Source organism: Kitasatospora sp. NPDC059571 (genome assembly GCF_042735675.1).
In the GTDB taxonomy this organism is placed as follows: domain Bacteria; phylum Actinomycetota; class Actinomycetes; order Streptomycetales; family Streptomycetaceae; genus Kitasatospora.
Genome location: NZ_JBHWBW010000204.1, coordinates 1 through 12,792, shown reverse-complemented (window position 1 = coordinate 12,792; position 12,792 = coordinate 1). Strand labels below are relative to the sequence as shown.

General features: G+C 75.1%; 12 protein-coding genes and 1 pseudogene. 9 read left to right on the top strand and 4 right to left on the bottom strand.

The annotated features are described in order from the left end of the window. The 5 genes and pseudogenes from ACFV0G_RS22025 to ACFV0G_RS22005 form a co-directional block, all read left to right on the top strand. Positions 1-570, top strand: a pseudogene (locus ACFV0G_RS22025) (histidine kinase); the annotation flags it as partial. Continuing rightward, positions 567-1,004, top strand: a complete 438-nt coding sequence (locus ACFV0G_RS22020; RefSeq protein WP_380550358.1) for a roadblock/LC7 domain-containing protein — start codon at positions 567-569, stop codon at positions 1,002-1,004. The pseudogene ACFV0G_RS22025 and the gene ACFV0G_RS22020, both read left to right, overlap by 4 nt. Positions 1,005-1,045: 41 nt before the next feature. After that, positions 1,046-1,402 (top strand): DUF742 domain-containing protein, encoded by a 357-nt coding sequence (locus tag ACFV0G_RS22015; RefSeq protein ID WP_380550361.1) that lies wholly within the window; start codon positions 1,046-1,048, stop codon positions 1,400-1,402. A gap of 5 nt (positions 1,403-1,407) precedes the next feature. After that, positions 1,408-1,971 carry an ATP/GTP-binding protein gene (locus ACFV0G_RS22010; protein WP_380550355.1) on the top strand — a complete coding sequence of 188 codons (564 nt, stop codon included), beginning with the start codon at positions 1,408-1,410 and terminating at the stop codon, positions 1,969-1,971. Positions 1,972-2,050: 79 nt separating this feature from the next. Further along, on the top strand, positions 2,051-3,184 hold the full coding sequence (locus ACFV0G_RS22005; protein WP_380550352.1) for an FAD-dependent monooxygenase: 1,134 nt from the start codon (positions 2,051-2,053) through the stop codon (positions 3,182-3,184). Between the two features lie 57 nt (positions 3,185-3,241). On the opposite strand, the gene ACFV0G_RS22000 is transcribed toward ACFV0G_RS22005, so the two are convergent. The 4 genes from ACFV0G_RS22000 to ACFV0G_RS21985 form a co-directional block, all read right to left on the bottom strand. Next, positions 3,242-4,003: a hypothetical protein gene (locus tag ACFV0G_RS22000; RefSeq protein ID WP_380550349.1), complete on the bottom strand. Its 762-nt coding sequence runs from the start codon at positions 4,001-4,003 to the stop codon at positions 3,242-3,244. A gap of 54 nt (positions 4,004-4,057) precedes the next feature. Next, entirely contained in the window at positions 4,058-4,879 is an 822-nt protein-coding gene (locus ACFV0G_RS21995) for a hypothetical protein (RefSeq protein ID WP_380550346.1), read from the bottom strand. A gap of 108 nt (positions 4,880-4,987) precedes the next feature. Beyond that, on the bottom strand, positions 4,988-6,400 hold the full coding sequence (locus tag ACFV0G_RS21990; protein ID WP_380550343.1) for a family 2B encapsulin nanocompartment shell protein: 1,413 nt from the start codon (positions 6,398-6,400) through the stop codon (positions 4,988-4,990). Positions 6,401-6,680: 280 nt separating this feature from the next. Continuing rightward, positions 6,681-7,850, bottom strand: a complete 1,170-nt coding sequence (locus ACFV0G_RS21985; RefSeq protein ID WP_380550340.1) for a helix-turn-helix domain-containing protein — start codon at positions 7,848-7,850, stop codon at positions 6,681-6,683. A 288-nt stretch (positions 7,851-8,138) separates the two neighbouring features. Between ACFV0G_RS21985 and ACFV0G_RS21980 the strand changes: the two genes are divergently transcribed. From ACFV0G_RS21980 to ACFV0G_RS21965, 4 genes are all read left to right on the top strand, one after another. Continuing rightward, positions 8,139-9,083 (top strand): esterase/lipase family protein, encoded by a 945-nt coding sequence (locus ACFV0G_RS21980; RefSeq protein WP_380550337.1) that lies wholly within the window; start codon positions 8,139-8,141, stop codon positions 9,081-9,083. A gap of 275 nt (positions 9,084-9,358) precedes the next feature. After that, the gene (locus ACFV0G_RS21975; RefSeq protein WP_380550334.1) at positions 9,359-10,549 is read left to right on the top strand and encodes a 4-hydroxybenzoate 3-monooxygenase; all 1,191 of its coding nucleotides are present in this window, start codon (positions 9,359-9,361) and stop codon (positions 10,547-10,549) included. Between the two features lie 46 nt (positions 10,550-10,595). Continuing rightward, positions 10,596-12,296, top strand: a complete 1,701-nt coding sequence (locus ACFV0G_RS21970) for a methyltransferase (protein WP_380550331.1) — start codon at positions 10,596-10,598, stop codon at positions 12,294-12,296. A gap of 137 nt (positions 12,297-12,433) precedes the next feature. Then, positions 12,434-12,757 carry a putative quinol monooxygenase gene (locus tag ACFV0G_RS21965; RefSeq protein WP_380550328.1) on the top strand — a complete coding sequence of 108 codons (324 nt, stop codon included), beginning with the start codon at positions 12,434-12,436 and terminating at the stop codon, positions 12,755-12,757. Positions 12,758-12,792 lie beyond the last annotated feature (35 nt).

Genomic DNA, 12,792 nt, shown 5'->3' with positions numbered 1-12,792 from the left:
GGGGGGCCCCCCGGGGCCGCGGCCGCCCCCCCGGCCCCCCCCCCGCCCCCGGCGCCCCGGGCCCGGTGCGGCGCGGCGCCCGCCCCCCGGGCGGCGGGGGCGGGGGCGCCCGGGGCCCCGTCCGGCCCGCTGCTCGGACACCGCCCGTACACCCTGCCGGAGCCCTACCGCCCGGTGCCGGTCACCGCGGCGGACTGGCCGTCGGCACCGGCCCTGCCGGTCGTCGAACCGCTGCGGCCGGCCCCTTCGGGCCTGCCGCCCGCAGCGGCGCCAGCGCCGGCCGCCCCGGACGCCGGCGACCCCCCGCTGCCGCGGCGGGTCCGCCAGGCCAGCCTGGTCGACGAGCTGCGGATCGCGCCGGACGCCCCGCCCGCCGCACCCCGGCCGCCCCGCTGGGACGAGAACCCGCTGTTCCGGCCGGCCCCCCGACGGGCCGGAGCGGCGATCGGTGCCTTCCAGCGGCGCTCCCGGGCCGCCCGGGCCGGCGACCTGCCGGCCGCGCCGCCCGCCGCACCCGCGGACGACACCTGGAACACCCCTCCCATCCCTACGAGAGAAGACCGGTCATGACGCGCACTACCGCCACCCACCAGGACCTCGACTGGCTGCTCGACGGCCTGCTGGACTCGGTGGCCGGGACGAGGAACGCCGTCCTGCTGTCCGACGACGGCCTGGTGGTGAGCCACTCCCGCAGCATCGGCCGCTCCGACGCCGAGCGGCTGGCCGCCATCGCCACCGGCCAGCAGAGCCTCGCCCGCGGGGTCGGCCAGCTGTTCGAGGGCGGGCCCGTCCACCAGGTGATCGTCGAACTCGCCGAGCTCTGGCTGTTCGTCATCTCCGCCGGCCAGGGCACCCACCTGGCGGTCGTCGCCTCCCAGGAGGTCGACGCCGAGGTCATGTCGCTCGCCATGCACAACCTGGTGCAGCAGGTCGGCCAGAAGCTCAGCACGCCCGCCCGCGGCGACTTCGACGCGTTCGCCGCACGGGGCGGGCAGCGCGGGTGAGCCCGGACTGGGAGGAGGAGGACGAGGACGCCGCGGACGGCATGGTCCGCCCGTACACCATCACCCGCGGCCGGACCGCACCCGAACGGGACGACTTCACCCTCATCACCCTGCTGACCACCGTCCAGGACCCCCGGGACGCCTACGGCGCGCCCGTCCGCCCGGGCCGGCTCCAGCCCGAGCACCGGGCCATCCTGGCCCGCTGCCGGCACTCCGCCGCGGTCGCCGAGGTCGCCGCCGACCTCGACCTGCCGGTCTCGGTGACCAAGATCCTGCTGGCCGACCTGGTCTCCCAGGGCCTCCTGCTGGCCCCTGCCCCGCTCTCGGTGGCACCGGGCGCGGGCGGCCCCGACCTGGTGCTGCTGGCCGCCGTTCGTGAGGGACTGAGGAGGCTGTGAACGACATGACCACCATCCAGGCGGCCGCCGCCGTCAAGATTCTGATCGCTGGCGGCTTCGGGGTGGGCAAGACCACCCTGGTCGGCTCGGTCAGCGAGGTCGCCCCGCTGCGCACCGAGGAGTACCTCACCACCGCCAGCGTCGGGGTGGACGACCTTGCCGGGGTGGACCAGAAGGACACCACCACCGTCGCCCTGGACTTCGGCCGGATCACGGTCAGCCCGGAGCTGGTGGTCTACCTCTTCGGCACCCCCGGCCAGGAGCGCTTCTGGTTCATGTGGAACGACCTGGTCAACGGCGCCCTCGGCGGTGTCGTGATCGCCGACACCCGCCGGCTGGAGACCAGCTTCGCCTCCATCGACTTCTTCGAGAGCCGGAACATCCCCTTCGTGGTGGCGATCAACTGCTTCCACGGCGTCAACAGCCGTTCCGCCGAGGAGATCCGCGCCGCCCTGGACCTCGACCCGCACGTCCCGATGCTGGTCGGCGACGTCCGGGAGCGGTCCTTCGGCCGGGACGTGCTGCTCGCCCTGGTCGACCACCTGATGGCCCTCCCGGCCGCCCGCTGAACCAGGCCCGTACCGTCCCCCGCCCCCCGCGGCCCGCCGCCCCCCGCCCGGCCGATCCCCGAATCCCGGAGAGCCCGACATGGCAACACCCCTGCGCGTCCTCGTCCACGGCGGCGGCATCGGCGGCCTGACCCTCGCCACCGCCCTCGCCCGCCGCGGCCACACGGTGGAGGTCGCCGAGCTGCGCGAGCGCCTCGACGCCCTCGGCGTCGGCATCATCCAGCCGTCCAACGCCCTGCACGTGATGCGCGAGATCGGCGTCCTGGACGAGTGCCTCGCCGCCGGCTTCGAGTGGGAGGTGCTCACCATCTGCGACCCGGCGGGCGCCACCCTGGCGAAGATCCCGCAGCCGCGCATGGACGGCGCACCCGCCAACAACGGCATCCCGCGCCCGGCGCTGGCCGAGGTGCTGGGCCGTGCCGCCGCCGCGGCCGGCGCCGTGATCCGCTTCGGCACCACCGTCACCGACCTGGCGGACGACGGCGACGGCGTCGACGTCACCCTCTCCGACGGCTCGACCGGCCGCTGGGACCTGGTGGTCGGCTTCGACGGCATCGGCTCCCCGCTGCGCACCCGGCTGTACGGCGACCGCTACCGCCCCGAGTACACCGGCTTCGCCAACTGGCGGGTCACCGTGCCCCGGCAGGACGGCGTGCAGGGCGTGGTGATGAGCGCCGGCAACCAGGCCGCCAAGGCGCTGCTCACCCCGATCACCGGCGAACTGATGTACCTGGGGACGGTGTTCGCCGAGGCGGAGGACTTCCGTCCGGACCCGGAGCGGGCGCACGAGCAGCTCGCCGAGCGGCTCGCGTCCTTCGCCGGCCCGGTCGCCGAGGCGCTCACCCACGTCACCGACCCGGCCGCGGTGGTCTACTCGCGGATCTCCCAGGTCACCGTCGAGGAGCCGTGGCACGTCGGCCGGGTGGTGCTGGCCGGCGATGCCGCGCACGCCTCCACGCCGCACCTGGCGCAGGGCGCCGCGATGGCGGTCGAGGACGCCCTGGTGCTGGCGCAGTCGCTGGACGGCGCCGCCTCGGTGCCCGCCGCGCTCAAGGCGTGGGAGGAGCGCCGCCGGCCGCGCGCGATGTGGGTGCAGGCGATGTCCCGGGCCGTCCTCAAGCAGGAGACCGGCACGCCGACCACCGCGGAGGAGGACGAGCTGCTGAAGGTCGGCATCCCCGGCGCCGCGCACGTGCTGGTGCGGCCGTACTGATGCCGTACGAAGGCCCCGGGCCGGCCCGTACGCGGGGCGGCCCGGGGCCTTCGCTGGTCAGTGCAGGGTGGGGAACAGGTCGAGGAACGGCTGGGTGGTGACCGAGATGCCCCGGCCGAACGGGTCGTCGAAGTCCCAGATCAGGAACAGCAGGAAGGCGATCAGCGCGCCGAAGGTGCCCACCAGCACGAGTTCGCGGGCCGAGCGCCGGATCTGGAGCGCGAAGACCATGCCGACCGTCACCACCGCGCCCACGATCAGGCCGAACCAGACCACGCCCGGCATGGTCGGGCCGGTGTTCTGCCCGCGGGCCGTCCGGGCCTCGTCGGCGGCCGCGATCCGGTCCATGACCGGCTGGTAGACCTGGGCCTCCAGGTCCGACTGCGGCGCCCGCGAGGCGACGTCCTGCCGCAGCTTGGCCAGCAGTTCGGTGCCGCGCGGCGAGATCTCGTCGTGCGCCTCCATGTACGGCCACTCGGTGTCCACCACGAAGGAGACGTAGGCGTCCACGTCGCCGCGCACCCGCGCCCGGAAGTCCGCCGGGTACACCTCGGCCCGGGCGCTCACCTCGTGCAGGGCCTGCGCCTCGCGGAGCAGGTCGTCCTGCGCGGAGGCGCGCGCCTCCCAGACGCCGGCGATCGCCAGGCCCAGGACGATCGCGTACACCACGCCGATCATCATCGTCATGTACTCAATGACGTCCGGCGTCTCGGACGGGTCGTCGTCCGCGGTGACCCGGCGCTGGCGCAGCACCACCACCGCCACCAGGACCGCGCAGGCGGCCGACATGGCGATCGCCAGGGCGAGCCACTCCGACATGACAACTCCTGTTCACTGCTGGACGGTTCATAACGAGGCGCCGGCCCGGGCGGGTCAGGAGCGACCGCTACGGCCGGACTTTCCGCGGACCTTGAAGGCCGCGGCGGTGAGGACGGCGGGCACGGTGACCAGCATCATCGTGGTCACCGGCGAGGCCGACTTGTGCCGCGCGGGCGGCGGCGCCGGGCGGGCCGGCGGCACCCAGATCCGGTGCGGCGCCGGCTTCGGCGGCGCGGGCGGCACCGGTGCGGGGGCCGGTGGTGCGACCGCGGCCGGGGTGGGTGCCGGGTCCGGCCGGGGCGGGGCCGGCCTCGGTGCGGCGGGCCGCGGGGTGGCGGGCGCGGGCGTCGGGTGCGGCGTCGGCACCGGAGCCGCCGTCGGGGTGGGCGACGGGGTGGGCGTCGGCGTCGGATCGGGGGTCGGCGTCGGGCAGGGCGGCGGCGTGGGACAGGGGTGCGGCGGCCGCGGCGGCCGGCTCGGGTGGGGCGGATGCACGGGGTGGGTCGGGTGCGCCGGGTGGGTCGGGTGCGGCGTGCGGCCGCCGTGGGCCGGCCGGCCGGCGCGGTCCGCGGCGTTGTCGCCGGGCTCCGTCCCTCCGCCCGCGACCTCGGACCACGCGCCCGAGCCGGGCAGTTGCGTCCCGTCGAACCAGACCCCGGTGGAGGTGTCCACCGCGACGTCGACGTGTCCGCCGGAGACCTCGATCGCGATCGACAGGCAGTTCTCGACGTCCAGGCCGGGCCCGTGCGCCGGGGACCGGGCCGGGCCGGCGACGGCCGCGGCCGCCCCGGTCAGCGCCGTGCAGGCCGCGGCGACGCCGAGCACCGCTCCGGCCAGCCGGGTGCGGCGGACGGGCGGCGGGGACGGTCGGGCCATGGTGTGCGTCGTGCCTTTCTGCGCTCCGGAGGGGCCGGACGGGTCGCCGGGCATGGCCGACGACCCGTCAACTTCGGTACCGGCCGGGTGGTTACGGCCGCCACCCGGTCAGCTGCGGCCGTTCGCGATCTCGACGTTCTCCAGCACGCCGACCGCGTCCGGCACCAGGATGGCCGCCGAGTAGTAGGCGGTGACCAGGTACGAGATCAGCGCCTTGTCGTCGATGCCCATGAAGCGGACCGAGAGGCTCGGCTGGTACTCGTCCGGGATGCCGGTCTGGTGCAGGCCGATCACGCCCTGGTTGTCCTCGCCGGTGCGCATGACCAGGATCGAGCTGGTGTGCTCCTTGGTGACCGGGATCTTGTTGCACGGCAGGATCGGCACGCCGCGCCAGGCGGGCACCTTCTGGCCCTGCAGGTCGACGTGGTCCGGGTACAGCCCGCGGGCGTTGAACTCCCGGCCGATCGCCGCGATGGTCCGCGGGTGGGCCAGGAAGTAGTCCGAGTCGCGGCGGCGGCTCAGCAGCTCGTCGAGGTCGTCCGGGGTGGGCGGGCCGGAGTGGGTCTGGATCCGCTGGTCGAAGTCGGTGTTGTGGAGCAGGCCGAACTCGGGGTTGTTGACCAGCTCGTGCTCCTGGCGCTCGCGCAGCGCCTCGATGGTCAGCCGCAGCTGCTGCTCGATCTGGTTCATCGGCTGGTTGTAGAGGTCGGCGACCCGGGTGTGCACCTTCAGCACGGTCTGCGCGACGCTGAGCTCGTACTCGCGGGGGCGCAGGTCGTTGTCGACGAAGGCGCCGGGCAGCTGGACCTCGCGGTGGTGGCCGGCCGACATGGCGATCTCCGCCTCGCCGCGCTCGTTCTGCCGCTGCTGCGGCAGCGCGCTGAACTCGGCCAGGTGCGCCCGGAGCGCGGGGGAGCCGTCCAACACCGCCTCGAACTCGCGGCGGGAGAGCGAGAGGATGGTGCCGGCGGTGGCCGACTTCGCGGTGTACTCCCAGATCGCGTCGGTGTCCAGCAGGGCGTTCTCGCCGAAGCGGTCGCCGTCGCCGAGGACCTCCACCACCGAGGAGTCGCCGTACCGGCCGGTGCCGATCTGGTTGATCTTGCCGTGCGCGATCAGGTGGATGTGGTCGGACGGGGTGCCCGCCTCGACCAGTACCTCGCCCGGGCCGAAGTCGCGCTGGACGCAGCGGTCGGCCAGCGCGGTCAGCACGTCGACGTCCTCGAAGCCGCGCAGCAGGGCCAGTTCGCCGAGCTCGCGGGGGATCACCCGGATCGCGGAGCCGGTCTTGATGAACTCGATCCGCCCGTCGCCGACGGTGTAGGTGAGCCGGCGGTTCACCCGGTAGGTTCCGCCCGAGGTCTGCACCCACGGCAGGACCCGCAGCAGCCAGCGGGAGGTGATCTCCTGCATCTGCGGGGCGGACTTGGTGGTCGTGGCGAGATTGCGGGCGGCAGCCGTGGCAAGGCTGGACTGCTGCTGCTGCACCTGCGGTGCCTCCGGGCTCGCGTCCACGGACATCGGCAGGGTTCTCCTTCGTCATGGTGACCGCGCCCTCGCCGCACGATGGCGGGGCGTCATGTTCGGTGCTGGGAAGAGAAGATGGCGGTCGATCGGGCCGGACCGCACTGGCATGAACACTAGATCGCCGGGCCTGCGCCAGCCGCCCGGAGCAGCGTCTGCCACCCCATCAGGTGAAAATGACCACCGCGGGGATTGATCGACGATCACCGGCCGCGGACGTGATCGCTCAGGACCGGACAGCTCCGTGCAGCCGGCCGCGTCCCCGGCGCCGGCCTGCTCAGTCCCGCACGTGCGGCCGGTGGCCCCCGCGCAGGGCGATCTCCAGCTCGAAGCGGGCGTCCGGACCGTCCAGCGCGGCGCCGAAGACCTCCTGCACCCGACGCAGCCGCCGACGGGCGGTCTGCGGGTGGATGCCGAGCCGCGCGGCCACCTCCGGCGCGGAGCCCCGGTCGGTCCGCAGCCAGGCGAGCAGGGTGGCCGCGAGCCGCTCGCTCTGCTTGGCGGTGAGCCCGGCCAGCGGTGCCAGCCGCCGTTCGGCGATCAGCCGGACCAGCGGCGGGTCGGCGAGCAGCAGCAGCTCGGGCAGCCGGTCCCGGCAGTCGACCGGCTCCTCGGGCGGTCCGGGCAGCCGGCCGCGGACGAGCCGCGCCCAGCGCAGCGAGTCGGCGGCCTGCTCCGGCGGGACGGCCGGGCCGATCACCGCGCCGCGCCCGTGCAGGGCCTCCGCCACCCGGGCGTCCCGTAGGTACAGCTCCGGCTCCGGGACGAGCAGATGGGGTTCGGCGTGGTCCGGGCCGGCCAGCACCGGGTCGGGCAGCCGGCCGGGCCGGGGGCGGCCGGGTTGCGGCGGGTCCAGGGACACGCAGGCCACGCTCCGCGGCAGGGCCCAGTCCGCGACCGCCGCGGCCTGCCGGAGCTCCTGGGCGGAGGCGCCGGCCAGCAGCAGGCCCAGCAGCTGGTGGCGGGAGCGCCCGAGCGCGCCGGCCCGGTCGGCCCGGGCGTCCGCGTACCCCTGGACGCTGGCCGCCGCGATCTCGTCGATGTGGGCGAAGACCGCCTCGGCCAGGGTGACCAGGGCCTCCGGGCCCAGCCGGCAGCGCCGGGCCACCCGCGCGTAGCGCCGCCAGGCGACCCGGGCGCCGAGCCGGTAGGCGGCCTGGAGGGCGTCGAGGCTCCGCCCCTCGGCCAGTTCGCCGCGGCCCAGGGAGCGGTAGACGCGCAGCCGCTCCGGGCTGGGGTCGGCGACGCCCTCGACCCGGTCCGCGAACTCCGCGAGGGCCGTCTCCACGCCGTGCTGGATTCCGGTGCCGAATGTCCCGGCGAGCGGCCGGGAGAATTCCGGAACGGCGGTCCTGATCTCCCGGATGATCTCCGCAGCGAGGGCCTTCTGCTCGGGTCGGAGTTCTGTGGAGAAATTGCGCGGAAGTGCCGCCCACGGGTCGGCCAATGCATGTCCTCCTCGGAGGCGGCAGGGATGTCGCACCGTGGAGTATGCGGCGATGTTACCGGCCAGTCAATAGGTCTGATGTGCCGTCGGGTCCGCAGCGACGGGTGTGGGGGCGGAAATCGCTTGCTTCCGTGACAGGTTCCGCCGCGGCGCCCGGGAATTGCGGGCACCCTCCGCCGCACTTTCCGCGGCGGCTGTCGTGCGTGTTGACGGTGTTCGGACCCGCTCCTAGCTTCGTGGCCGGTCCGGAAGTCAGGGAATTCCGGCGGACATTGGATGGTGCGGAATATGAGAACGACGAGAGTGCGGGTTGCGGCGGCCGTCGCCGCGGTGGCGGCCGTCCTGCTGGCGACCGGCGGGCCGCCGGCCGCGGCGGCCGATGCGTACCCGGTCGAGTACCACTTCGCCACCGGCTTCCTGAAGGGCTTCGCCGCTCCCGGCACGGCCCCCGCGGGGGCGGACGACTGGTCCTGCCGGCCGGGGGCCGCCCACCCCGATCCGGTGGTGCTGGTGCACGGGACGCTCGAGAACATGAACGACTACTGGGGCGGCGCCGCACCCCTGCTGGCCAACGCCGGGTACTGCGTCTTCGCGTTCAACTACGGCGGATCGTCCGCGACCTCGCCGATCCAGGGGACCGGGGCGGTCGCGGGCTCCGCGGGGCAGCTGGCCGCCTTCGTGGACCGGGTGCGGAGGGCGACCGGCGCCGCCGAGGTCGACCTGGTCAGCCACTCGCAGGGCGGTCTGACGGCGCGCTACTACCTGAAGAACCTCGGCGGCGCCGCCGAGGTCTCCAAGCTGGTCGCCCTCGCACCGCCCAACCACGGCACCACGCTGGACGGCATCACCGAGCTCGGGCGGCAGCTGCACATCCTGAGCCCTGCCGACGACTTCCTGGCCGGCCCCTGCCAGGGCTGCGTCGACCAGGAGGTCGGCTCGCCCTTCCTCGCCGCGCTCAACGCCGGTGGCGAGACCGTCCCCGGGGTGGAGTACACCGTGATCGCCACCCAGGCGGACGAGGTGGTGACCCCGTACAGCAGCGCCTTCCTGCCGGCCGGGCCGCACGTGGTGAACCTCACCGTCCAGGACCAGTGCCCGCTCGACGCCACCGACCACCTGGAGCTCGGCTACGACCCGGTCGCGCTCACCGACGTGCTGAACGCCCTGGACCCGGCGCACCCGCGGTCCGTTCCGTGCCGGATCGTGCTGCCGATCACCGGCCCGGTGCTCTGACCCGGTACGCCGACCCCCGGTGCTCCGGCCCGGGTCCGTCCCGGCGCCGCCCGGGGCGCCCCCCCCGGTCGCGCCGGGCAGCGGGCCCTCCAGCGGCCGCTTCTGACGGTACGTCCGTTCGGGCGATCGGAACCCCGGGGCACCGCAGGCACGTTCACACGGACGGGCGCCGCCGGTTACCGGAGGTTGTCGCGGGCCTGATATGAAATCGGGCGGAAGACATCCGTACACGGGGGAGCGCGGGGCGGTGCCGCCGCGCGCACGGGGGAGGCTCGGTGGAGACCGAGGAGCGCACGACCGTCCTGATCATCGGGGCGGGACCGGCCGGGCTGGTGCTCGGCAACCTGCTGGCCGCGGCCGGCATCGACTGCACGGTGCTCGAACGGCAGAGCCGCAGCCATGTCGAACAGCGGGCCCGGGCCGGGTTCCTGGCCGCCAACACCGTCCGCGTGCTCACCGCGGCCGGTCTGGCCGACGGCCTGCTCGCGCACGGCCGGCAGCACGACACCTGCGCCTTCCGCACCGACTCCGGCGAGTTCGAGCTCGGCTACGGCGCCCTCGGCAACGGCGAGGTGCACACCGTCTACCCGCAGCAGGACCTCGTCCGCGACCTGGTCGCCGAGTTCCTCGCCCGCGGCGGCGACCTGCGCTTCGAGGCGGCGGCCCTCGGCATCACCGGCCTGGACACCGACCGGCCGGCCGTCACCGTCCGGACCGCCGACGGCACCGTCCGCACGCTGCACGCCCGGTACGTGGCCGGCTGCGACGGACGGCACGGCGTCGCCCGGACGGCCCTGCCGGCCGGCGCCGTCCGCCGCTACCGCCGCGACCACGGGGTGTCCTGGCTCGCCCTGCTCGCCGCCGCGCCGCAGAGCATGGCGGCCGTCGCCTACGGCGTCCACCGGGACGGCTTCGCCGGGCACATGGCCCGCACCCCCGACGTGACCCGCTACTACCTGCAGTGCCCGCGCGGCGACGACCCCGCGGCCTGGTCGGACGACCGGATCTGGGACGCCCTCGGCACCCGGCTGCGCGCCGACCGGCACGGACCGCTCCACCGGGGCGCGATCCTGGAGCGCCGGATCGTCGACATGGGCTCCGACGTGCTCGACCCCATCCAGTACGGCCCGCTCTTCCTGGTCGGCGACGCGGCCGGCCTGATCAGCCCGTCCGCCGCCAAGGGCGCCAACCTGGCGGTGATGGAGGCGGAACTGCTCGCGACGGCGCTGGCCGCCCGGCTGCACGGCGGCGACGGGCAGCCGCTCGCCCGCTACTCGGCCGACTGCCTGCCGCGGATCTGGCGCGCCCAGGAGTTCTCGCACTGGATGATCAACCTGCTGCACGGCCCGGCCGGCGACGGCGAGGAGGCGGACTTCCTGCGCGCGCTGCAGCACGCCCGACTGGAGAGCCTGCGCACCTCGCGCCGCCACCAGGACCACTTCGCCGAGAACTACGTCGGCATCTGACGCACCGTCCGACCGATCGACACACCATCACACGGGGGTTCCACCGATGGCCGCACTGCAGACCGCCGCACCGCCGCGCACCGATCCGTCCGACCTGGACCGGGTCGAGCGCGCGGCCGAGTTCGTCCGTTCCCACGACACCGAAGGCGCCCTGGCCGGGCTGCTGCCCGGCCTCACCGCCCGCGAGCGGTCGGCGCTCGCCGCGCACGCCTCCTTCACCCACGCGGCGGTGCTGGTCTTCCCGCCCTCCCTCGCGGGCCTGCGCGAGGAACTGCGCGAGCGCGGGCTCGACGTCGGTGCCGTCACGCCGAGCGTGGTGGTCCGCGACCGGCTCGCCCGCCGGTACGGCCGGCCCGCCGCCTCGCTGGAGGTCGGCATCCTGCGGGCCCCGGTCACCGCGGCCGACGGCACGCCGTGCGAGATCGAGATCTTCGCGCTGGCCGTCCCGCCCGGCTCCGGACTGGAGGCGGTCGCGGCCGGCGAGCGCCGCCACGACCACGAGGCGCACCTCGCCCTCGAGGTCACCGCGCCGGACCAGGTCATCCTCGCCGGGCTGCGCAGCACCCTGCTCGCGGCCGGCCGCACCACCGCCGACGGCGGCGGGTACAACGCCCACGAGGACGCCACCGTCCTCTACTTCCGGGCCGAGGACGCGGCGGACGGCCCCGGCCGGCTGGAGCTGCGGGCCGCCGGGCGGCACCCGGGCGTGCTCGCCGCGCACGGCCGCACCGCGGACGGTCCCGCCGAGCAGCTGCTCACCCTGCTGACCGGGGCCTGGGCCACCCAGGCGCTGGCGGTCGCCGCGGAGCTGCGGCTCGCCGACCACCTCGACACCGAGCCGGGGGCAGGCCCGGACCGGCTCGCCGAGCTCACCGGCAGCCACCCGGACGCGCTGCCGCGGCTGCTGCGCTACCTGGACGCGCTCGGCGTGGTCGCCGCCGAGACGGCGGGCGGCCCGTCCGGCTACCGGCTCACCGCCCTCGGCCGGCTGCTGCGCAGCGGCGCCGAGCACTCGCTGCACCCGCTCGCCCTGCTCTACGGCGGGCCGTTCTACCGCTCGTTCGGCGCCCTCGGGCACGCCGTCCGGACGGGGCGGGAGGCCTTCGAGGAGGTCTTCGGGGCGCACCACTTCCCGTACTTCGCCGAACGGCCCGAGCTGGCCGACCTGTTCGACCGGGCGATGGCCGCGAGCTCCCCGATGTTCGGACCGATCGCCGACCTGGTCGACTTCTCCTCGGCCCGGGCGGTGGTCGACGTGGCGGGCGGCAACGGCGAGCTGCTCTCCCGGGTGCTGCGCGCCCACCCGCACCTGGAGGGCGTGCTGCTGGAGCGCCCGCACGCGGTGGAGGCGGCCCGGATCACCATGGAGAAGGCCGGGGTGGCCGACCGCTGCACCCTGGTGGCGGGCGACTTCACCGAGGCCGCCCCGGAGGGCGGCGACGTCTACCTGCTCTCCCGGGTGCTGCACGACTGGGACGACCGGCAGTGCCTCACGATCCTCCGCCGGCTCGCCGAGGCGATGCCGCCGCACGCCGAACTGCTGGTGGTGGAGCGGCTGCTGCCGCAGGACGGCAGCCGGTCGCTGGCCGTGCCGTGGGACGTCCACATGCTGTGCAACGTGGGCGGGCGCGAGCGGACGGCGGCGCACTACGGCCGGCTGCTCGCCGAGGCCGGGTTCGAGCTGACCGGGCAGGCCGACCTGCCGCTGGACGGCGCCCTGCTGACGGCCCGGCGGGCCGCGCACTGACCCGGCCGCGCACTGACCCGGCCACGCGCTGGTCGGGCCACGCGCTGGTCGGGCCGCCCGCTCACCGGGCCGCCGGCGCGCGGTTCCGGCAGGCTGGGCACCGCAGGCATCACGTACGCAGCACGAAGGGGAGCAGCATGATCTTCATCACCGTCAAGTTCGCCGTCCGGCCGGAGTACCGGGACGGCTGGCTCGACCTGGTCGACGAGTTCACCCGGGCGACCCGGCGGGAGCCGGGCAACGTCTTCTTCGAGTGGTCGCGCAGCGTCGACGACCCGGACGAGTTCGTCCTGCTGGAGGCCTTCGAGTCGGCCGAGGCCGGGGCGGCGCACGTCGGGTCGGAGCACTTCAGGGCGGCGATGGCGCAGCTGCCGAAGGCGATCTCGCGCACCCCGCAGATCATCAACGTCGAGGTGCCCGGACAGGGCTGGTCGCAGATGGCGGAGCTCTCCCCGGCCTGACCGCCGCAGGGCCCGGCGGCCGGGCGCCCGCACAC

Excerpts from the sequence above, each read along its gene's own strand:
- ACFV0G_RS22010 (WP_380550355.1), top strand. The coding sequence starts at position 1,408 with ATGACCACCATCCAGGCGGCCGCCGCCGTCAAGATTCTGATCGCTGGC.
- ACFV0G_RS21980 (WP_380550337.1), top strand. The coding sequence starts at position 8,139 with ATGAGAACGACGAGAGTGCGGGTTGCGGCGGCCGTCGCCGCGGTGGCG.
- ACFV0G_RS22005 (WP_380550352.1), top strand. The coding sequence starts at position 2,051 with ATGGCAACACCCCTGCGCGTCCTCGTCCACGGCGGCGGCATCGGCGGC.
- ACFV0G_RS21990 (WP_380550343.1), bottom strand. The coding sequence starts at position 6,400 with ATGTCCGTGGACGCGAGCCCGGAGGCACCGCAGGTGCAGCAGCAGCAG.
- ACFV0G_RS22015 (WP_380550361.1), top strand. The coding sequence starts at position 1,046 with ATGGTCCGCCCGTACACCATCACCCGCGGCCGGACCGCACCCGAACGG.
- ACFV0G_RS22000 (WP_380550349.1), bottom strand. The coding sequence starts at position 4,003 with ATGTCGGAGTGGCTCGCCCTGGCGATCGCCATGTCGGCCGCCTGCGCG.
- ACFV0G_RS21970 (WP_380550331.1), top strand. The coding sequence starts at position 10,596 with ATGGCCGCACTGCAGACCGCCGCACCGCCGCGCACCGATCCGTCCGAC.
- ACFV0G_RS21995 (WP_380550346.1), bottom strand. The coding sequence starts at position 4,879 with ATGGCCCGACCGTCCCCGCCGCCCGTCCGCCGCACCCGGCTGGCCGGA.
- ACFV0G_RS21965 (WP_380550328.1), top strand. The coding sequence starts at position 12,434 with ATGATCTTCATCACCGTCAAGTTCGCCGTCCGGCCGGAGTACCGGGAC.
- ACFV0G_RS22020 (WP_380550358.1), top strand. The coding sequence starts at position 567 with ATGACGCGCACTACCGCCACCCACCAGGACCTCGACTGGCTGCTCGAC.